At 61.6% G+C, this 19,176-nt stretch carries 20 protein-coding genes and 1 tRNA gene; 3 read left to right on the top strand and 18 right to left on the bottom strand.

Going from position 1 to position 19,176, the window contains the following annotated elements; translation table 11 throughout:
* Nucleotides 1–31: 31 nt before the first annotated feature.
* Nucleotides 32–2,047, bottom strand: coding sequence for an excinuclease ABC subunit UvrB (uvrB, locus tag OZ911_RS07325; RefSeq protein ID WP_016485501.1), 2,016 nt, complete (start codon nucleotides 2,045–2,047; stop codon nucleotides 32–34).
* 287 nt (nucleotides 2,048–2,334) lie between these two features.
* Here uvrB and OZ911_RS07320 point away from each other — a divergent pair, with 287 nt between their 5' ends.
* Together OZ911_RS07320 and OZ911_RS07315 are read left to right on the top strand one after the other, a co-directional pair.
* Nucleotides 2,335–3,531: an amino acid aminotransferase gene (locus OZ911_RS07320; RefSeq protein ID WP_016485500.1), complete on the top strand. Its 1,197-nt coding sequence runs from the start codon at nucleotides 2,335–2,337 to the stop codon at nucleotides 3,529–3,531.
* A gap of 62 nt (nucleotides 3,532–3,593) precedes the next feature.
* Nucleotides 3,594–3,669 (top strand) — tRNA-Asn (locus tag OZ911_RS07315).
* Between the two features lie 58 nt (nucleotides 3,670–3,727).
* Here OZ911_RS07315 and OZ911_RS07310 read toward each other — a convergent pair.
* The 17 genes from OZ911_RS07310 to OZ911_RS07230 form a co-directional block, all read right to left on the bottom strand.
* The gene (locus OZ911_RS07310) at nucleotides 3,728–4,129 is read right to left on the bottom strand and encodes a cupin domain-containing protein (protein ID WP_016485499.1); all 402 of its coding nucleotides are present in this window, start codon (nucleotides 4,127–4,129) and stop codon (nucleotides 3,728–3,730) included.
* A 192-nt stretch (nucleotides 4,130–4,321) separates the two neighbouring features.
* Nucleotides 4,322–4,882 (bottom strand): DUF1285 domain-containing protein, encoded by a 561-nt coding sequence (locus tag OZ911_RS07305; protein ID WP_016500884.1) that lies wholly within the window; start codon nucleotides 4,880–4,882, stop codon nucleotides 4,322–4,324.
* Nucleotides 4,883–4,892: 10 nt separating this feature from the next.
* Nucleotides 4,893–5,498, bottom strand: coding sequence for a DUF4823 domain-containing protein (locus OZ911_RS07300; protein WP_016485497.1), 606 nt, complete (start codon nucleotides 5,496–5,498; stop codon nucleotides 4,893–4,895).
* A gap of 66 nt (nucleotides 5,499–5,564) precedes the next feature.
* The gene (locus tag OZ911_RS07295) at nucleotides 5,565–6,533 is read right to left on the bottom strand and encodes a GTP 3',8-cyclase MoaA (RefSeq protein WP_016485496.1); all 969 of its coding nucleotides are present in this window, start codon (nucleotides 6,531–6,533) and stop codon (nucleotides 5,565–5,567) included.
* Between the two features lie 106 nt (nucleotides 6,534–6,639).
* Nucleotides 6,640–7,275, bottom strand: coding sequence for a TetR/AcrR family transcriptional regulator (locus OZ911_RS07290; protein ID WP_016485495.1), 636 nt, complete (start codon nucleotides 7,273–7,275; stop codon nucleotides 6,640–6,642).
* A gap of 1,168 nt (nucleotides 7,276–8,443) precedes the next feature.
* On the bottom strand, nucleotides 8,444–9,226 hold the full coding sequence (locus tag OZ911_RS07285; RefSeq protein ID WP_016485494.1) for a TatD family hydrolase: 783 nt from the start codon (nucleotides 9,224–9,226) through the stop codon (nucleotides 8,444–8,446).
* A gap of 30 nt (nucleotides 9,227–9,256) precedes the next feature.
* Nucleotides 9,257–10,243 carry a DNA polymerase III subunit delta' gene (locus OZ911_RS07280; protein WP_016485493.1) on the bottom strand — a complete coding sequence of 329 codons (987 nt, stop codon included), beginning with the start codon at nucleotides 10,241–10,243 and terminating at the stop codon, nucleotides 9,257–9,259.
* Nucleotides 10,236–10,868, bottom strand: coding sequence for a dTMP kinase (gene tmk, locus OZ911_RS07275; RefSeq protein WP_023048963.1), 633 nt, complete (start codon nucleotides 10,866–10,868; stop codon nucleotides 10,236–10,238). The genes OZ911_RS07280 and tmk overlap by 8 nt, the downstream gene beginning before the upstream one ends.
* 9 nt (nucleotides 10,869–10,877) lie before the next feature.
* On the bottom strand, nucleotides 10,878–12,068 hold the full coding sequence (gene mltG / locus OZ911_RS07270; protein WP_023048962.1) for an endolytic transglycosylase MltG: 1,191 nt from the start codon (nucleotides 12,066–12,068) through the stop codon (nucleotides 10,878–10,880).
* 4 nt (nucleotides 12,069–12,072) lie between these two features.
* Nucleotides 12,073–12,888 carry an aminodeoxychorismate lyase gene (pabC, locus tag OZ911_RS07265; RefSeq protein WP_070086992.1) on the bottom strand — a complete coding sequence of 272 codons (816 nt, stop codon included), beginning with the start codon at nucleotides 12,886–12,888 and terminating at the stop codon, nucleotides 12,073–12,075.
* Nucleotides 12,888–14,132 (bottom strand): beta-ketoacyl-ACP synthase II, encoded by a 1,245-nt coding sequence (gene fabF / locus OZ911_RS07260; RefSeq protein WP_012271164.1) that lies wholly within the window; start codon nucleotides 14,130–14,132, stop codon nucleotides 12,888–12,890. Before fabF ends, pabC begins: the two co-directional genes overlap by 1 nt.
* Nucleotides 14,133–14,321: 189 nt before the next feature.
* The gene (gene acpP, locus OZ911_RS07255) at nucleotides 14,322–14,558 is read right to left on the bottom strand and encodes an acyl carrier protein (protein WP_008096410.1); all 237 of its coding nucleotides are present in this window, start codon (nucleotides 14,556–14,558) and stop codon (nucleotides 14,322–14,324) included.
* Between the two features lie 203 nt (nucleotides 14,559–14,761).
* Nucleotides 14,762–15,502 carry a 3-oxoacyl-ACP reductase FabG gene (fabG, locus tag OZ911_RS07250; RefSeq protein WP_016485489.1) on the bottom strand — a complete coding sequence of 247 codons (741 nt, stop codon included), beginning with the start codon at nucleotides 15,500–15,502 and terminating at the stop codon, nucleotides 14,762–14,764.
* A 15-nt stretch (nucleotides 15,503–15,517) separates the two neighbouring features.
* Complete coding sequence (gene fabD / locus OZ911_RS07245) at nucleotides 15,518–16,456, bottom strand: ACP S-malonyltransferase (protein ID WP_083283763.1); 939 nt, start codon at nucleotides 16,454–16,456, stop codon at nucleotides 15,518–15,520.
* Nucleotides 16,457–16,583: 127 nt separating this feature from the next.
* Nucleotides 16,584–17,594 carry a phosphate acyltransferase PlsX gene (plsX, locus tag OZ911_RS07240; RefSeq protein ID WP_023048420.1) on the bottom strand — a complete coding sequence of 337 codons (1,011 nt, stop codon included), beginning with the start codon at nucleotides 17,592–17,594 and terminating at the stop codon, nucleotides 16,584–16,586.
* 3 nt (nucleotides 17,595–17,597) lie between these two features.
* A complete protein-coding gene (gene rpmF, locus OZ911_RS07235; RefSeq protein WP_016485486.1) occupies nucleotides 17,598–17,780 on the bottom strand; it encodes a 50S ribosomal protein L32 in 183 nt (60 codons plus the stop codon).
* Between the two features lie 13 nt (nucleotides 17,781–17,793).
* Entirely contained in the window at nucleotides 17,794–18,321 is a 528-nt protein-coding gene (locus OZ911_RS07230; RefSeq protein WP_016500896.1) for a YceD family protein, read from the bottom strand.
* A gap of 96 nt (nucleotides 18,322–18,417) precedes the next feature.
* Between OZ911_RS07230 and OZ911_RS07225 the strand changes: the two genes are divergently transcribed.
* Complete coding sequence (locus tag OZ911_RS07225) at nucleotides 18,418–18,996, top strand: Maf family protein (RefSeq protein WP_023048422.1); 579 nt, start codon at nucleotides 18,418–18,420, stop codon at nucleotides 18,994–18,996.
* Nucleotides 18,997–19,176: the final 180 nt, after the last annotated feature.

Here is a 19,176-nt window from a genome sequence, read left to right as displayed (position 1 = left end):
ACGACAGGGCCAGTTCATCCACCCAAAGGGATCAGCTGGTAATCAACCGCTCGCGCAGCTGGGTAATCTCGTCGCGCAGCTGCGCCGCAGCTTCGAACTCCAGGTCGCGGGCGAGCTGCATCATCTTCTCTTCCAGCTGCTTGATGCGCTTGGTGATCTCGCCCGGTGTACGCAGCTCTGCCTCATAGCGGGCGCTCTCCTCTGCCGCCTTGGCCATGCCCTTGCGCTTTTTGCTGCGCGCGCCGGGCACGGTAGCGCCTTCCATGATGTCGGTGATGTCCTTGACCACACCCTTGGGCACGATACCGTTGGCTTCGTTGAAAGCGATCTGCTTTTCCCGGCGTCGCTCGGTTTCGTCAATTGCCCGCTGCATCGAGCCGGTAATATTGTCGGCGTACAGAATCGCCCGGCCATTGAGGTTACGCGCAGCACGGCCAATGGTCTGGATCAGGGAGCGCTCGGAACGCAGAAAACCTTCTTTGTCCGCATCCAGAATCGCCACCAGCGACACTTCTGGCATGTCCAGGCCTTCGCGCAGCAGGTTGATGCCCACCAGCACATCGAAAGTACCCAGGCGCAGGTCGCGGATGATCTCCACCCGCTCCACCGTGTCGATGTCCGAGTGCAGGTAGCGCACCCGCACATCGTGGTCGGCGAGGTAATCGGAAAGGTCCTCGGCCATGCGCTTGGTCAGCGTAGTGGCCAGCACCCGCTCCCCCACCGCCACGCGCTTGCGGATTTCCGACAGCAGGTCGTCTACCTGGGTCAGTGCCGGGCGTATCTCGACTTGCGGGTCGACCAGGCCGGTCGGGCGCACGACCTGCTCCACCACGCGCCCGGCATGCTCAGCCTCATAGGGGCCCGGGGTCGCGGAGACGAAGATGGTCTGCGGGCTGACGTCTTCCCATTCGTCGAAGCGCATCGGCCGGTTGTCCAGTGCCGAAGGCATGCGGAAGCCGTATTCGACCAGGGTTTCCTTGCGCGAACGGTCGCCCTTGTACATGGCGCCTACCTGCGGAACGCTGACGTGGGATTCGTCGATGACCAGCAGCGCATCGGCTGGCAGGTAGTCGTACAGGGTGGGTGGTGGCGCCCCGGCCGGGCGCCCGGACAGGTAGCGTGAATAGTTCTCGATGCCGTTGCAGTAGCCCAGCTCCATGATCATCTCAAGGTCGAAGCGGGTACGCTGCTCCAGGCGTTGCGCTTCTACCAGCTTGTTGGCCTTGTGCAGGTACTCAAGGCGCTCCTTGAGCTCTTCCTTGATGCCCTCCACGGCCTCCAGCAGGGTTTCCCGCGGGGTAACGTAGTGGCTCTTGGGGTAGAAGGTGAATCGCGGCAGCTTGCGGAAAACCTCGCCAGTGAGCGGGTCGAAGGCGGCTATGTTCTCCACCTCGTCATCGAACAGCTCGATGCGGATGGCCTCTAGGTCCGACTCGGCCGGGAAGATATCGATCACATCACCCCGCACGCGGAAAGTGGCACGGGCAAAGTCCATTTCGTTGCGGGTGTACTGCAGGTCGGCCAGGCGGCGCAGCAGTGCGCGCTGATCGAGCTTGTCGCCGCGGTCCACATGCAGGACCATTTTCAGGTAGGACTCGGGGCTGCCGAGGCCATAGATGCAAGACACGGTGGTGACGATGATTGCATCGCGCCGCTCCAGCAGCGCCTTGGTCGCGGACAGGCGCATCTGCTCGATGTGGTCGTTGATCGAGGCGTCCTTCTCGATGAAGGTGTCCGACGATGGTACGTAGGCCTCGGGCTGGTAGTAGTCGTAGTAGGAAACGAAATACTCCACCGCGTTGTTGGGGAAAAACGCCTTGAATTCGCCGTAGAGCTGCGCGGCCAGGGTCTTGTTCGGTGCCAGGACAAGTGTCGGGCGCTGCACCTGCGCGATGACGTTGGCGATGCTGAAGGTCTTGCCCGACCCGGTCACGCCGAGCAGCGTCTGGTGCGACAGCCCCGCTTCGATGCCTTCGACCATCTGACGGATGGCCTCTGGCTGGTCGCCGGCCGGCTGAAAACGGGTGACGAGCTGGAACTCGGACATGTTTGACCTCGCGGTGCTGCAGCAACTGTAAATTTAGCCAGTAGTCTATACCCAAATGCGGCTAGCTGGGGGCGCTTTCAAGGCTGGGCTGTGAGCGCTTGTTACAGTGGACCCGGCAATTAGACCAATGGTCGAAAAATATTTGCGCAAATAGCCGGAAAAGCTGTGCCAGAGTGTCGCAGTGACCGGACGGTATCACTATACTGACTCCCCGTTTGTGCACCGCTTCAGTGCATTCGGCTGGAGCGTGTACGCCCTATCACTCTCCAATCAGAGCCAAGGTAACAATGAGCCTGTTTTCCGCTGTCGAGCTGGCACCCCGCGACCCTATTCTGGGCCTCAACGAAGCATTCAACGCCGACCCACGTACCGATAAGGTCAACCTGGGCGTTGGCGTGTACTGCAATGAGGAAGGCCGCATTCCGCTGCTGCGCGCCGTGATCGAAGCCGAAACCCAGCGTGCCGCCCAGCACGCCTCGCGCGGCTACCTGCCGATCGACGGCATCGCCACTTATGACCAGGCCGTGCAAAAACTTATCTTTGGCGCCGAGTCGCCACTGCTGGCCGCTGGCCGCGTGGTCACCGTGCAAGCCGTTGGCGGCACCGGCGCGCTGAAGATCGGCGCCGACTTCCTCAAGCGCCTGTCGCCCAACGCTGTGGTAGCCATCAGCGACCCGAGCTGGGAAAACCACCGCGCACTGTTCGAGACTGCCGGCTTCCCGGTACAGAATTACCGCTACTACGACGCGCCAAGCAACGACGTCAACCGCGCGGGCATGCTGGAAGACCTGAACAACCTGCCGGCCGGCTCGATCGTGGTGCTGCATGCTTGCTGCCACAACCCGACCGGTGTCGACCTGGGCCTGGACGACTGGAAAAACGTCCTGGAAGTGGTCAAGGCCAAGGGCCATGTGCCGTTCCTCGACATGGCCTATCAGGGCTTTGGTGACGGCATCGCCGAAGATGCCTTCGCCGTGCGCCTGTTCGCCGAGTCGGGCCTGGAGTTCTTCGTTTCCAGCTCGTTCTCCAAGTCGTTCTCGCTGTACGGCGAGCGCGTTGGCGCACTGTCGATCGTCACCGCCTCGAAGGATGAGAGCACTCGCGTGCTGTCGCAGGTCAAGCGTGTGATCCGTACCACCTACTCCAACCCGCCGACCCATGGCGCAACCATCGTCGCTACCGTGCTGAACAGCGACGAACTGCGCCAAATGTGGGAAGCCGAGCTGGGCGAGATGCGCCAGCGCATCCACGGCATGCGTCAGCAAATGGTCAGCCTGCTGGCTGAATATGGCGCCAAGCGCGACTTCAGCTTCGTTGGCCGACAGGCAGGCATGTTCTCCTACTCGGGCCTGACCGTTGAACAGGTAGCCCGCCTGAAGAACGAGTTTGGCATCTACGCACTGGACACCGGCCGCATCGCGGTTGCCGCGCTGAACCAGAGCAACATCCACGTGGTAACCAAGGCCATCGTCGAAGTGCTGTAACCTGTTGATTTGCCTGGGAGAGGCTTGACTTCTTCCAGGCAGTCAGTAAGATACGCACAGATTCCGCGATAGCTCAGTCGGTAGAGCAAATGACTGTTAATCATTGGGTCCCTGGTTCGAGTCCAGGTCGCGGAGCCAAACATTGAAAAGCCCCCGGGTGCGCAAGCAACCGGGGGCTTTTTGCATTGCATCGGATTTACTGGCCCAGCGGCTCGGTCACTGGCTTGCCCTCGTCCACCAGGCTCCAGACCAGCAGCTTGGCGGGCTGGGTCTTGCTGGCATTGCGTGACACGCTGTGCACGGTGCCTGGCGCCTCGTACCAGTACTCACCGGCCTTGTAGGTCTTTTCCGGATCGTTGTTGAGCTTCGACACCACTGCCCCCTCCAGAACGTAGGCCATCACTGCGCCGGGGTGCTGATGCGCGGGCGATGCCTCGCCAGGGGCGTAGCTCACCGTAAGCATGACAGCCGTTTTGCCCGGGGCGTTCGAGGGTTGTTGCTGCTGCAGGACTTTGACCTGGTCGGCAACGTCGCCGTGGGCCCAGGCGGGGGCTTGGACGGCGAGCAGGGCAAAAAGGACGATAGCCAAGGGTTTCATGGCGGGCTTCTCCTGGATGACTAATGCCAGCAGGTTAGGCCTTCGTTGGCTGAAGACAAATGGCCAATTCGAGGTAAAAGCAGGGGGCCGATTTTACCTGTGCCGCCCGCTCCCACAAGTTCATTCGCCACAGGTGCTGTACCTGTGGGAGCGGGCATGCCCGCGAAGAGGCCGGTACAGGCAACCAAGAGCTCAGCTGCTACGCCCAATCGGGTAGAACACGCCTTGGCTCCAGACCCCCAGCCATTCCTCGCCGTCGATTTCACGCGCCACCGCCAGCTCTACCAACTGATAGAAAACATTGCGGTGAATCAGCGCCTCAAGGTTGCTGCGCATCAGCACATAGGGCGATGGCTCCTGCGTCACCGGGTCGATGACCACACGCAAAGGGTTGTCCGGCCCGGCGTCAACCTGGTCCTCGACATTGCTGGTGAAGCGCAGCACCTGCTGCTCCCCCTCCCCCAGCACCTCCAGAGCCACGGCCACAAATGGGGCATCGTCGACGCGGATGCCAACCTTTTCTACCGGGGTAATCAGGAAGTAGTCATCGCCATCGCGGCGAATGATCGTGGAAAACAACCGCACCATCGGTTTGCGCCCGATCGGCGTGCCCAGGTAATACCAGGTGCCATCGCGGGCAATGCGCATATCGATGTCACCGCAAAAATCCGGGTTCCACAGATGCACCGGCGGCAGGCCCTTGGCCTTGGGGATCTGTGCCAGAAGATCATTGGCCTTGCCGGAATCACTCATCACGCCTGCCTCATTCGCTCATACCCAGAAGGCTACGAGCGTACTCGCGCATCGGCGCACCAAGCAAATCCTCCGGGGTGTTGTCGTGGAACGTCAACAAACCGCCACGGCTCTTGATGCGTGCGGTGTCGATCAGGTAGCGGGTATTGGTTTCGATCAACATCATCTGCACCACGCCAGTGTCCCACCCCAGCCGGTCGACGGCCTGTTCGTCATACCACTCATCGCCATTGCCGATGCGGTCGTCGGTACGGGCGAAGCGGGTGTACAGGACGTAGTCGGCACCCACCGAGCGTGCCTGGGCAATGGCGTCTTCCAGGCCCAATGGGCCTTGGGCGCGGCGCACCAACGGGAAATACTCGACAAAGCTCTTGAACGCCTCGTCAGCCACCGCATTCTGCCGTGGCACCGGCCCCTTGCCCGGCGGCACGAATGCGCCCTGGCCGATGAAAATGAACGAATCGGGCTGCAGGCGGATCGACAGGGTACGCCGGGTATCGCTGTGGTCCAGCAGACCGGCATCGCTCATGTGATAGCGGACGCCTTCGCCCATATCGCTGACATTCATGCAGCCGCCCAGCGCCATCAGCGCCAGCAGCAAGACCAGGCTACGCATCTTTCCTCCAGTGGCCGGCGACGAAAAACCGGCGAATAGCAGGCGGATGCAGCTTTTGCGCCAGCTTCAGCCGCCAATCACCTTCATCACCATCACATCACCGGAAAACGCCAGGTCCTGCTTGTCTGCCAGCGCCTTGACCAACAGGCGCTGCAGGGCCGGAAGGGCCTGATGACGCGGCTTTTCCAGCAGGTCACCGACGAAGTGGCGATTGCTCGAAGACAGGCAGCCATGCAACCAGCCCGTGGAGGACAGGCGCAAGCGCGAGCAGGTACGGCAAAACGGCACGCTCTCGTTGGCGATGATGCCGAAGTGGCCAATGCCCGGGATTTCATAGCGCAGGGCTGTAGCGTCCAGCGGCGCATCGACCTGGACATAGGCATACTTGCCGCCGATCAGCGCCAGCAACTGGTCGAGCCCGACGAACTGCTGCACAAAGGCATTGTGCTCACGGGCCAGGTGGCCCATGCGCATGAGTTCTATGAAGCGCAACTCGAAGCCGCGCTCCAGGCAGTAATCCAGCAGCGGCAATACCTGGTCGAGGTTGTGCCCGCGCATTGGCACCATGTTCACCTTGATTCGCATGCCCAGCGCAGTGGCCTGCTCCATACCCGCCAGCACACTGGCCAGGTCGCCGCCCCGGGCAATGCGGCGGAAGGCCTGGGGATCGAGAGTGTCGAGGGAAACATTCAGGCGTCGGATACCCGCCGCTTGCAGCTGGGGCAGCTTGCGTGCCAACAGCTGGCCATTGGTGGTCAGCGAGATATCGTCGAGGTCGAGCTTGGCCACTGCGGCCAGAAAGGCATCCAGGCGCGGGCTGACCAGCGGCTCACCCCCTGTGATGCGTAGGCGCTCGATACCCGCCGCTTCGATCAGGTAAGCCACGCCGCGGGCCAGGGCATCTGCCGAGAGCTCGTCTTGCGCCGCCACCAGGCGTTTGCCGTCGGGCACGCAGTAGGTGCAGGCATAATTGCAAGCAGCCGTCAGGCTGACACGCAGGTTGCGAAAGCGCCTGCCTTGACGATCGACAATCATGAATGACTCCGGCATGGATGATAGGGGCAGGCGAAACCTGACTCATAAATCAGGTTTTTGCAAGCCCCCGCACCCTGCCGGTTTCAGCGTCAAGTGACGGAACGCTTCAGTTCGTCGGTTCCGGATCGCGTTTGCGTTTGTTGCCCATGCGCACACCGATGTCCATCAGGAACTGGAAGAAACCTTCCTGATCCTCAAGCACATTGCTCCAGAACGGCGAGTGGTACAGCGCAACGGCGCCGTGCACCAGCGCCCAGGCGGCGCAGTAATGGAAATACGGCGGTACGTCTTCGAGCTTGCCTTCGCTGATGCGGCCCTTGATCAGCTGAGTCAGGCGATCGAAGTTGGAGGCACGGATACTGTGCAGTTGCTCGACCATTTCCGGCACCTGGTTGCCCTTGACCACCTTCTCTTCCAGGCGATCGAACAACCGGTAACGTTGCGGGTCGCGCATGCGGAACTCGAAGTAGGCGCGTGACAGGGCTTCCTTGTCACGGTCGACGTCGGCCGAGTGCAACAGTTCGTTCAGGTCGCGCTCATAGTCGAGCATCAGGCGCAGGTAGATTTCCGCCTTTGACTTGAAATGCTTGTAGATCGTGCCTTTGCCGATACCCACGGCGTCGGCGATCATTTCGACAGTGACGCTGTCCTCACCCTGTTCGAGAAACAGCTTGAGCGCGGTGTCGAGGATTTCCTGTTCGCGACGGCGAAACTCACGGACCTTACGAGGTTCTTTCTGCATGGGAAGGACTGGATGACAATCGAAGCGGTTTATTATGCCTAACTTGCAAGAAATTGCACGGATCATCCACGCATGTCTGTGTTTCACCATGCTTACTGCCATGCGCTGTGGAAGGATTGAAACCTCGGCGTATTCCAAATTTGTTTAAAAAACGACCAATATACGCTGGCACTGCGCCAAACCTGACCAATACTTGAAGTGTTGGCGCGGCGCATCCCCCCCAAGTGGCGCGCCGATAAAGGTGCTCAGGGACCGCGTACCTTTGTTTTACTCCTAATGGTCTTAACCCGGATTCCCCCCCCAGAACCCGGGTTTTTTTTGCTTGCGCGACGGGTCGCACAGCGACCCGCACTCCCCGCTCGAGGTTGTGCTGTACCGTGATTTTGATTTTGATTTTGATTTTGTTTTTTGATTTTGTTTTTTGATTTTGTATTTTGATTTTGATTTTGATTTTGATCTTCGCGACTTCAGTAGGCCGAACGCAGGCCTTGCGGAGGGAGGTGACGGGCATGGATGCCCGTCAAGCGCTGGGCCCCAGGATGGGGCCTGCAGCGCGGTCCTCCTGGGAGCGAGGCCGGAGTGAGGGAACCCCGGAGCGCAGCGCAGGGGCCGGATGATGGGAGCGCAGCGTTTTTTGGTTACTTTTTGTCGCGTCTGACAAAAAGTGACTCGCCGTAAGGGCGAAAAGGTGAGTTAGTGTCGCCATCGCAAATGGCCTATGCGCGAGCTAAAAACCAGCACTGTTTCGCTGTTCGCTGTTCGCTGTTCGCTGTTCGCTGTTCGCTGTTCGCGTTCAGGTGTGGGCATCAACAATGAGTCAACATTCATTTTCAAAGGTGGCGCCAAATCACCTTTCCGCCCTTACGGCGGGTCACTTTTTGTCAAACGCGACAAAAAGTAACCAAAAAACGCTGCGCTCCCATCATCCGGCCCCTACGCTGCGCTCCGGGGTCCCCTCGCTCCGGGCTTGCTCCCGGGAGGACCGCGCTGCAGGCCCCATCCTGGGGCCCAGCGCTTGACGGGCATCCATGCCCGTCACCTCCCTCCGCAAGCCCTGCGCTTGGCCTCCTGAAGTCGCAATCTGCGTTGCCTGAGCTACCGCGCGCTTAGAAGCCAAAGCCGAAGCAAGAGCAAGAGCAAGAGCAAGAGCACTCAGGCTCGTGGGCCATCAGGCCACCCGCGCCAACGGGAACAACCGCTTGAAGTTGGCAGTAGTCTGCTCAGCCAGTTGGTCATAACTGGCGCCCCGCAACGAAGCCACATACTCAGCCACTTCCCGTACATACTGCGGAAGGTTCGGCTTGCCACGGTACGGAATGGGTGCCAGATACGGCGAATCGGTCTCGACCAGCAAACGATCGACCGGCACCTGCCGAGCCACTTCACGCAGGGCATCGGCGTTGCGGAAGGTTACGATGCCAGACAGCGAGATGTAATACCCCAGGTCCAGCGCGGCCTTGGCCATCTCCCAGTCTTCGGTGAAGCAATGCAGCACGCCAGCCTGTGGCAGGTTGGCTTCACGCAGCAGCGCCAGGGTATCGGCACGTGCCGCCCGGGTGTGCACGATGACCGGCTTGCCGGTCTGCCGCGAGGCTTCCAGGTGCAGGCGGAACGAAGCCTGCTGCAGCTCGGCAGCTTCCGGCTCATAGTGGTAATCCAGCCCGGTTTCGCCTATCGCCACCACATGGGGGTGGGCCAGTTCGCGCAGCAACCATTCCAGCGCCGGGGTTTCACCCGGCGCCAGGTCAAGCGGGTGCACGCCCACCGAGCAATCGACATCGGCGTACTGCTCGCTCAACGCCTTCACGGCACCGGCGTTTTCGGCACTGACGCCAATACACAGAAAATGACCGACCCCACGCTCACGCGCTGCCTGCAAAGCGGCATCGAGGGAGCCCTGGTGGGCGCTCAGGTCAAGACGGTCGAGGTGGCAATGGGAATCTACGAGCATAGGATGACGACACACATGAAAAAGTGAAAATCAGCGGGTACCGGGCAGTTGCAGCCAGTGAGCCAGCAGCGATTCGAGCAGCAGGGCGCGGTTGAGGTTGGCCTTGCCCAGCACCTTCTGACGCTGCTCCAGGATCCAGGCCTGCACCTCCAGCACCTTGGCCTGGCGGCTCTTCTGCGCCAGGTATTGCACCACCTTTCGCATATCAGCCAAGCCTAATCCCTCCTCGTCCTGGGTCAACTGGTAGCGCAGGATCAGATGCGACCAATCGCAGAACCAGTCGAACAGCAACAGCAGTGGCACGCCGTTCCAGGCATCGGCCAACTGGCTGGGCGATTGCTGCTGCTTGATCAGCTTCTTCACCCCGTCAGTAACCAGCGCACGTTGCTCGCGCACACCTTGTGCCTGCAGGCTGACCGCCATCAATGGCGAACCGGCAGCCAGCGTCAGTAGCTCGTCACGCTCGGCCTCGTCACTGTCAGGCAACGCACCCGCCAGCCAGGCCTGGCTCTGGGCCAGGCTTGGCTGCGGGCACGCCACCTGCTGGCAGCGGCTCTTGATAGTCGGCAACAAGCGGCTGGGCTGGTGCGTGACCAGCAGCAGCACCGTGTCGCCAGATGGCTCTTCGAGGCTTTTGAGCAGCGCGTTGGAGGCGTTGACGTTCATCGCCTCGACAGGCTCGATCAGCACCACCTTGCGCCCACCCAATTGCGCAGTTTGCACCACGAACGCCACCAGCTCGCGCACTTGGTCGACCTTGATCGGTTTGTCGGCCTCTTCAGGCTCAAGCACAAAATTGTCCGGGTGGCTGCCGGCCTTGAGCAACATGCAGGCCTTGCACCCGCCGCAGGCATCCAGCCCTTGGGGCTGCTGGCACAGCAGGCGGGCCATCAGGCGTTCGGCCATGGCCCGCTTGCCGATACCCTGCGGCCCGTGCAGCAGGTAGGCGTGCGCGTGCTGGCTGCGGCCGGCCAGCTGCTGCCAAATAGCCTGCTGCCAGGGGTAGGCGTCAGCCACGGCAACGCTCCACAATCGCCGGGAGTAGCACATCGATAGCGCGCTGCACGGCCTCCAGCGATTGTGCGGCATCGAGCAGGCTGTAGCGCTGCGGCTCGCGCTGGGCGCGCTGCAGGTAAGCCTGGCGTACAGCTTCGAAGAACGCCTGGCCCTCCTGCTCGAAACGGTCCAGGCGGCCGCGGGCGGCAGCACGGGCCAAGCCCACTTCCACTGGCAGGTCGAAAACCAAGGTCAGGTCCGGGCGCAGGTCACCCTGGACGAATTGCTCCAGGGTGGCGATGCGCTCGACCAACAAACCGCGCCCACCGCCCTGATAGGCATAGGTAGCGTCGGTGAAGCGGTCACACAGCACCACGGCGCCGCGGGCCAGCGCCGGGCGGATTACCTGCGCGAGGTGTTGGGCGCGCGCCGCGAACACCAGCAACAGTTCGGTGTCGGCCGCCATGCTTTCATCGGTGGGGGCCAGCAGCAGCTCGCGCACTTTTTCGGCCAGCGGCGTACCACCCGGCTCACGGGTCAGCACGACATCCAGGCCCTGCTCGCGCAAGCGTGCAGCCAGGTAGTCGCGGTTGGTGCTCTTGCCCGCACCTTCGGGGCCTTCCAGCGTAATAAACAAGCCGCTCACAGGCAGTCCTTAATGTTGTTCGTCAGGCGTCGGCCGTTCGGCCGCTTGCGCGCCACCCGCAGGGGCATCCTGCGCAGGCGGCGCTTCGGGTGATGGCTGCGCAGCCGGCTCGTCAGTTGCAGGCACCTGGGGCTGGGCGTCGTCAGTACCCGGCTGTGCCTCTTGCTGCGGTGCGGGGCTGGAGCGGTAGCCTGCACGTCGCTTGAGCTGGAACTCACGCACCGCCGAGTTATGGTCGTCGAGGTCGTCGGAGAACACATGGCTGCCATCGCCGCGGGCGACGAAGTACAAGCTGGTGCCATCGGAAGGGTTGAGCGCCGCGTGAATCGCTTCACGGCCGACCATGGCAATCGGCGTGGGCGGCAACCCCGTCATGGTATAGGTGTTGTAGGGTGTCGGTTCGCGCAGATCGGCGCGGGTAATCTTGCCGTTGTACCGCTCACCCATGCCGTAGATCACCGTCGGATCGGTCTGCAGCATCATGCCCAGGCGCAGGCGCCGCACAAATACACCGGCAATCTGCCCACGCTCCTGGGGGATACCGGTTTCCTTTTCCACCAGCGACGCCATGATCAACGCCTGGTACGGATCGCGATACGGCAGGTCGGTGGTGCGCTCGGCCCATTCCTTTGCCAGCACTTCGTCCAGGCGCATGTAGGCCTGCTGCAGCAGCTCGACATCGCTCATGCCACGTACAAAGCGGTAGGTGTCCGGGAAAAAGCGCCCTTCCGGGAACACACCGGTATGGCCGAGCTTGTCCATCACCTCGGAATCCGACAGGCCGTCCAGGGTATGCTTGATTTTTTCATGCTTGGCCACGGCCGAGCGTACCTGACGGAAGGTCCAGCCTTCCACCAGGGTGAGGTTGTATTGCACCACGTCGGCCCGGCGCCAGGCGTCGAACAACTGTTCGACCGTCATGCCTGGGGTAAGGCGATACTCGCCTGTGTGCAGGGCAGTGCCTGCCATGTTGAAGCGCCAGTACAAGCGCAACCAGACGGCGTCGTCCAGCAAACCTTCTTGCTCCATGCGATAGAACATGCGGTTTGGGTTGGTGCCATTGGGCACGTCGAGCAGGCGCTCCTGCGTCACGTGCAAGGGCTGCTCAAGGACCGAGTTGACCTTCCAGGCCGACCAGCCAAGCGCCAACCCGGCAATGATCAGGCCCATTTCCAGCAGTAGCAGGAATTTACGTCTCACGAATTCAGGTTTCCAGTAACGTACGGGCAACGGCCTGCAGTTTACGGGTGAGCGGGCCAGGCGACCAGTTTAGCGCGGCTACGCCTCGCACGGGCCAGATGCCGTAAACGCTATTGCAAACAAATACTTCATCTGCCTGCTCCAACGCGTCGAACGGCAGGTCACATACCTGCGCCGGAATGCCCAGCAGCGCGGCCTGTTCCAGCAGTGCCGCACGCATCACCCCGGCCACACCACAACGGCTGAGGTCGGCAGTGAACAGCACGCCATCGCGCACCAGGAACAGATTGCTGTACACCCCTTCGATCAGCCTGCCCTGCCCGTCACGCATCAGGCCTTCGGCATGGTCGCTGTCCTGCCATTCGGCACGGGCCAGCACCTGCTCCAGGCGGTTGAGGTGTTTGAGGCCGGCCAGCAGCGGTTGTTCCCCAAGCCGGGTCTGGCACAGGAACAAGCGCACGCCCTGCTCGGCATGCTCGACAGGATAGCCGGGTAACGGGCTGCCCTGCAGAATTCGCCGCGGCGCAGCACCGGCAACCGGCGCATAGCCACGCTGGCTGTCACCACGGGTAAGGATGAGTTTGGCTACACCGTCACCGAGCTGGCTGGCATAGCGCAGGAGTTCGTCGCGCACCAGCACCAGGTCGGCGCTGAGCGCCAGGCGCTGGCAACCCAGCGCCAGGCGTGCAAGGTGGCCTTCCAGCAAGCGGGGCTGGCCACCACGCACAGCGATGGTTTCAAACAGCCCATCGCCGTAGGCCAGGCCGCGGTTCTGCAGGTTGACTGCAACCGCAGGCTGGCCATCGACCCAGCTCTGCATCAACCGGCGAACCGGCGGAACACCAGCGAGCCGTTGGTGCCACCGAAGCCGAACGAGTTGGACAGCACCACGTCGATCGGCATGCTGCGCGCCTGGTGCGGCACGAAGTCGAGGTCGCAACCTTCGTCCGGTTCGTCCAGGTTGATGGTGGGCGGGGCCATCTGGCTGTTGATCGCCAGCACACTGAAGATCGCTTCCACCGCGCCTGCGGCGCCCAGCAGGTGGCCGGTCATCGACTTGGTCGAACTGACAGCCAGCTTGTAGGCATGTTCACCGAATACGCGCTTGATCGCGGCCACTTCGGCCACGTCGCCCGCAGGGGTCGAGGTACCGTGGGCGTTGATGTAGCTGACCTCTTCCGGCTGGATACCGGCATCGCGCAAGGCGTTGGCCATGCAGCGGGCAGCACCCTCGCCGGTGTCGGGTGGCGAAGTCATGTGGTAGGCGTCGCCGCTCATGCCAAAGCCAACCAGCTCGGCATAGATGGTCGCACCACGGGCCTTGGCGTGTTCCAGCTCTTCGAGTACCAGGGCACCGGCACCGTCGGACAATACAAAGCCGTCACGGCCCTTGTCCCACGGGCGGCTGGCCCGACTTGGCTCGTCGTTGCGGGTGGACAGCGCACGGGAGGCACCGAAACCGCCCATGCCCAGGCCACAGGCAGCCATCTCTGCGCCACCTGCAATCATCACGTCAGCTTCACCGTAGGCGATATTGCGCGCTGCCATGCCGATGCAATGGGTGCCGGTGGTGCAGGCGGTGGCAATGGCGTAGTTCGGCCCCTGCAGGCCCAGGTGGATCGACAGGAACCCGGAGATCATGTTGATGATCGAGCCCGGCACAAAGAACGGGGAAATGCGACGCGGCCCCGAATCGTGCAGCGTACGGCTGGTTTCCTCGATATTGGTCAGGCCGCCGATTCCCGAGCCCATGGCCACGCCAATGCGCTCACGGTTGGCGTCGGTAACCTCCAGGCCGGCATTTCGCACCGCCTGGAAACCGGCCGCCAGGCCGTACTGGATGAACAGGTCAAGCTTGCGGGCCTCTTTGGCCGACAGGTATTGCTCAACCTCGAAGCCTTTCACCGAGCCGCCAAAACGGGTGGAGTAAGCAGACAGGTCCGTGTGTTCGATCGGACCAATGCCACTGCGGCCAGCCAGAATGCCCTGCCAGGTGCTCGGTACATCGGTACCCAGTGGCGACAGCATACCCATACCGGTGACCACGACGCGTCTACGCGACACAGTACTCTCCTTTTCTAATAACAGAGTCTCTTGCGATTACATTCAAGCGCTGGAATGGAATGGCAACAGGCTCTTGGTGCGCGGTGAGCGAAGCCGGCTCGCCAAAAAGCAGCACGTTCGCAAAGAAAAAACCGCACGCCGGCAAAGGCAGTGCGGTTTTTCTCGTCAAGTAGCGACGACTACAGCGTCTTAGGCCTTGTGGCTGTTGACGTAGTCGATAGCGGCTTGAACGGTAGTGATTTTCTCGGCTTCTTCGTCAGGGATTTCGGTCTCGAATTCCTCTTCCAGAGCCATCACCAGCTCAACGGTGTCAAGCGAATCGGCACCCAGGTCATCGACGAAGGACTTCTCGTTAGTCACTTCCTCTTCCTTCACGCCCAGTTGCTCGGCGACGATTTTCTTGACGCGTTCTTCGATGGTGCTCATACCTAGTTTTCACTCCTAATGGATATATGTCAGGCAGCTGGCCGGTGGCTAATTTTATAGAAAGACGTTCGCTTTTCAAGCTAAACGCACTCTCAGGCTAGACACCCTACCCGCTGCCTGGAATCTGGTTGCAGCTTTATAACGGATTTTAGGCTCGCAGTATGACTCTTTTTTTACGAAATCCGTCACATTGAGTTGCAGTGTTACATGTACATCCCGCCGTTGACCGGCACGGTAGCGCCGGTCACGTAGGCTGCACCGTCGGACGCCAGGAACGACACCACCTTGGCGATTTCGTCGGCCTGGCCCAGGCGGCCCAGCGGAATCTGGGTTTGCAGGGCTTCACGCTGCGCTTCTGGCAGCTCGCGGGTCATGTCGGTGTCGATGAAGCCCGGAGTCACCGAGTTTACGGTGATGCCACGCGAGCCCACTTCACGCGCCAGGGCGCGGCTGAAGCCTTCCAGGCCAGCCTTGGCGGCGGCGTAGTTGGCCTGGCCCGCGTTACCCATGGCACCGACGACCGAGCCGATGCTGATGATACGACCCCAACGTGCCTTGGTCATGCCACGCAGCACGCCCTTGGACAGACGGTAGAGGCTGTTCAGGTTGGTGTCGATCACGTCGAACCATTCGTCGTCCTTCATGCGCAGCATGAGGTTGTCGCGGGTGATACCGGCGTTGTTGACCAGGATGGCCGGCGCGCCAAACTGCTCGGCGATTGCACCCAAAACAGTTTCAACGGATTCGGCGCTGGTCACGTTCAGTTCCATGCCGGTGCCGGTGATACCGTGCTCTTTCAGGGTGGCAGCAATACGCTCGGCGCCGGAGGCCGAAGTGGCGGTACCGATCACGGTCGCGCCCTGGCGGCCCAGCTCGAGGGCGATGGCCTGGCCAATGCCACGGCTGGCGCCGGTGACCAGTGCAACTTTACCTTGCAGGCTCATGCAAGCTTCTCCAAATCAGGCCAGTGCCGCGCGGGTGGCGGCAACGGCGTCAGGGGTATTGAGGTTGTAGGTGGTCACGCCGTCGGCGCAACGCTTGTTCAGGCCAGCCAGGACCTTGCCCGGGCCGCACTCGACCAGGTTGACCGCACCGTTGGCAGCCAGGGTCTGCACGCACTCGACCCAACGCACAGGCTGGTACAGCTGTGCCAGCAGGTCATGCTTGAGGGCATCGAGGTCAGGGGCAATGGCAGCGGTGACGTTCTGCACCACCGGAATTTGTGGCGCCTTCCATTCGATGGCGTTCACGTTCTCGGCGAAACGCTCGGCGGCCGGCTTCATCAGGGCACAGTGCGACGGTACGCTGACCGCCAGTGGCAGGGCGCGCTTGGCACCAGCCTCTTTGCACAGCTCCATGGCACGGTCCACCGCAGCCTTGTTGCCAGCAATCACAACCTGGCCCGGCGAGTTGAAGTTCACCGCGCTAACCACTTCGTCTTCGGCCGCCCTACCACAGATCTCGACCACCACGGCGTCATCCAGGCCGAGGATTGCGGCCATGGCGCCATGGCCGGCCGGGACGGCTTCCTGCATCAGCTGGCCGCGACGCTCGACCAAGCGCACGGCATCTTTCAGCGACAGGCTGCCTGCGGCAACCAGGGCGCTGTATTCACCCAGGCTGTGACCAGAAACGAAAGCCGGCGTGGCGCCGCCCTCCTCCAGCCACAGGCGCCACAGCGCGATGGAAGCGGTGAGGATCGCAGGCTGAGTCTTGTCGGTTTGATTGAGTTGTTCTTCCGGGCCTTCCTGGACCAGCTTCCACAGGTCGTAACCCAGAGCGTCGGAGGCCTCCTTGAAGGTCTCAACGATCACCGGCTTTTCGGCGCCCAGTTCCTTGAGCATGCCCAGGGACTGGGAACCTTGACCGGGGAAGACGAATGCGAGGGATGCAGACATTGAACAAGCCCTTATGATCTTGTCGTCGAATGAGGTGCGCCGAGCCGTGGGCTGGACGCAGAATCTGAAAACTTGGATGAATACGCAGACCAAGCGGTCACATTTAAGCACTTCATCGGCGAAATGCCTAAGGCAACAAATCTTCAAGGCGGCCATGCAGGCGCTGCGGCAGGTTTTCCTGAATTTCGATCAACGCCCTCTGGATGGCGCTCTGGAAGCCCTGCACGCCGGCCGAGCCATGGCTCTTGATGACGATACCCTGCAACCCCAGAAAGCTCGCACCGTTGTGCCGCGCCGGCGCCAGGTCGGCCTGCAGGCGCTTGAGCAACGGCATGGCCATGACCCCGGCAACCCGGGCAAAAGCACCGCCCTTGAACAGTTTTTCGATGCGCGCACCGATCATCGTCGCCAAGCCCTCGCTGGACTTGAGCAGGATGTTGCCGACAAAACCGTCGCACACCACCACGTCCGCCTCACCCCTGTACAGGCCATCCCCTTCGACGAAACCGACATAGTTGAGGCCGCGAGCGTTCTGCAACAGCGTGGCCGCCAGCTTTACCTGCTGATTACCCTTGATGTCCTCGGTGCCGATGTTAAGCAATGCCACACGCGGCCGATGCACACCCAGGGCCTGGGCGGCCACCGAGCCCATCACCGCGAACTGATAGAGGTTTTCTGCACTGCAGTCGACGTTGGCGCCGAGGTCGAGCAACTGACAGTAACCCGCCTGGGTGGGAATCGCCGCCACCATGGCTGGCCGATCGATACCCGGCAAGGTCTTGAGCACGAAGCGTGACAGCGCCATCAGCGCCCCGGTGTTGCCGGCACTGACGCAGGCCTGGGCCTTGCCGTCGCGCACCAGTTCGAGGGCGATGCGCATCGACGAGTCCGGCTTGCCGCGTAGCGCCTGCGATGGCCGCTCGTCCATACCGATCACCTCACTGGCGGCGACAATCTGCAGGCGCGCGCGATCCGCAGCTGCAAGGCCACTGACAAGATCTTCTAGGAGGGAGGGTTGACCGACGAGGGTCAGGTGCAGCGAGGGGGTAGCCGAAAGGCAGGCAATGCTAGCCTGGACAATGCTGCGGGGACCGAAGTCCCCGCCCATTGCGTCGATCGCGATGATCTGAGCAGACAAGGATTACTCGTCAGCGCCCTTATCGATCACTTTACGACCACGGTATACGCCTTCTGGCGAAACGTGGTGACGCAGGTGAATTTCACCGGTGGTCTTTTCTACCGACAGCGCGTTTTCCGACAGGGCGTCGTGCGAACGGCGCATGTCACGGGCAGAGCGGGATTTTTTGTTCTGCTGAACAGCCATAATTGATTAACTCCTAAACGTTTGGGTCACGCTTTAACTGCGCCAAAACACTGAACGGGTTGGACCGCGATACCTCGTCCTTGCTCGATTCGGGCTCGTCTGCGCCCGCCGGCTGCTGGCATTCTTCCGGATGGTGAGCAGGCACGATTGGCAAGGCGAGCAGAAGCTCTTCCTCGACCAATGCCTGCAGATCCAAAGGATCTTCGCCCAGTTCCAGCACGTCATAGCCTTTCGGCAACGACTGGGTATTCGCACCCTCCTTCACCACAGCGTATGTACATTCGCTGTAGATCGGCAGGGTGACCAGCTCAAGACAACGCTGGCAAACCATCTTGACCTCGACGTTCAGCTCGGTGTGGATAACCACTACGTGCTGCTCATCTCGTTCAAAATCGAACTTCGCCTGCACCGTACCGACATTGTCGGAAAGCGGGTCGCAGAGTCTTTCCAAATCAGCGAGTTGCAGCGAACCGTTAAGGGTTACGCCACGATCGGCTAATTTGCGCGGGTCAACGTGAGGTGGAATCGGGTCATTCAACATAGGCGCAGCATTCTAGGGATGCCCCCCGCCCCTGTCAAAGGAAATTAGGCGGCATCGTGCGTGATAGGATTGGTTCAACCGAACCCGGAGTCTACCATGCTTCCTTTGTTACTGGCTTCCAGCTCTGCCTACCGCCGCGAACTGCTCACACGCCTGCGCCTGCCCTTCACCTGGGCAAGCCCTGATATAGACGAACAGCGACAGGATGACGAGCCCGCCGTGGACCTGGTGCGCCGACTGGCCAGGCAAAAGGCCGAGGTATTGGCGGGCAGCCACCCCGGGCACCTGATCATCGGCTCGGACCAGGTTGCGGTGCTGGGCGAACAGGTACTGGGCAAGCCGCACACCTTCGAGCGGGCTTGCGAGCAACTGCTGGAGTGCAGCGGTCAGCAGGTGAGTTTTCTGACCGGGCTGGCACTGCTGAACAGCGCCACCGGGCACTGCCAGGTGGATTGCGTGCCGTTTACCGTGACGATGCGCGAGCTGAGCCGCGAGCGGGTGGAACGCTATGTGGCGGCGGAACAACCACTGGATTGCGCGGGGAGCTTCAAGGCGGAGGGGCTGGGGGTGAGTTTGTTTCAGAGGACCCATGGGTGCGATTCGACCAGCCTGATCGGGCTGCCGTTGATTCGGTTGGTGGATATGTTGACCCGGGAGGGGGTGGTTGTCCCTTGAGCCTGGCTCGAGATTTTCTGCGCCTGTGAGACCGAGCGCCGCCCGCGCGGCGCTTCGCGGGGCAAGCCCGCTCCCACATCTGTTTCAGGCCAATTTCTCCTGTCACCATTGGCGCGCGGACCCTTTGGCGCATGACACGATATCGCGTCGTACCTCCAAGGGGGCGCGCACCAATGGCTC

Source organism: Pseudomonas fortuita, assembly GCF_026898135.2.
GTDB classification, from domain to species: domain Bacteria; phylum Pseudomonadota; class Gammaproteobacteria; order Pseudomonadales; family Pseudomonadaceae; genus Aquipseudomonas; species Aquipseudomonas fortuita.
Note: the sequence above shows the minus strand (reverse complement) of the source record. Positions and strands in the feature narration are given on the sequence as shown.

Coding starts and splice junctions, on each gene's coding strand:
- uvrB (WP_016485501.1), bottom strand. CDS start 2,047: ATGTCCGAGTTCCAGCTCGTCACCCGTTTTCAGCCGGCCGGCGACCAG.
- OZ911_RS07320 (WP_016485500.1), top strand. CDS start 2,335: ATGAGCCTGTTTTCCGCTGTCGAGCTGGCACCCCGCGACCCTATTCTG.
- OZ911_RS07310 (WP_016485499.1), bottom strand. CDS start 4,129: ATGAAACCCTTGGCTATCGTCCTTTTTGCCCTGCTCGCCGTCCAAGCC.
- OZ911_RS07305 (WP_016500884.1), bottom strand. CDS start 4,882: ATGAGTGATTCCGGCAAGGCCAATGATCTTCTGGCACAGATCCCCAAG.
- OZ911_RS07300 (WP_016485497.1), bottom strand. CDS start 5,498: ATGCGTAGCCTGGTCTTGCTGCTGGCGCTGATGGCGCTGGGCGGCTGC.
- OZ911_RS07295 (WP_016485496.1), bottom strand. CDS start 6,533: ATGATTGTCGATCGTCAAGGCAGGCGCTTTCGCAACCTGCGTGTCAGC.
- OZ911_RS07290 (WP_016485495.1), bottom strand. CDS start 7,275: ATGCAGAAAGAACCTCGTAAGGTCCGTGAGTTTCGCCGTCGCGAACAG.
- OZ911_RS07285 (WP_016485494.1), bottom strand. CDS start 9,226: ATGCTCGTAGATTCCCATTGCCACCTCGACCGTCTTGACCTGAGCGCC.
- pabC (WP_070086992.1), bottom strand. CDS start 12,888: ATGCAGAGCTGGGTCGATGGCCAGCCTGCGGTTGCAGTCAACCTGCAG.
- acpP (WP_008096410.1), bottom strand. CDS start 14,558: ATGAGCACCATCGAAGAACGCGTCAAGAAAATCGTCGCCGAGCAACTG.
- fabG (WP_016485489.1), bottom strand. CDS start 15,502: ATGAGCCTGCAAGGTAAAGTTGCACTGGTCACCGGCGCCAGCCGTGGC.
- fabD (WP_083283763.1), bottom strand. CDS start 16,456: ATGTCTGCATCCCTCGCATTCGTCTTCCCCGGTCAAGGTTCCCAGTCC.
- rpmF (WP_016485486.1), bottom strand. CDS start 17,780: ATGGCTGTTCAGCAGAACAAAAAATCCCGCTCTGCCCGTGACATGCGC.
- OZ911_RS07230 (WP_016500896.1), bottom strand. CDS start 18,321: ATGTTGAATGACCCGATTCCACCTCACGTTGACCCGCGCAAATTAGCC.
- OZ911_RS07225 (WP_023048422.1), top strand. CDS start 18,418: ATGCTTCCTTTGTTACTGGCTTCCAGCTCTGCCTACCGCCGCGAACTG.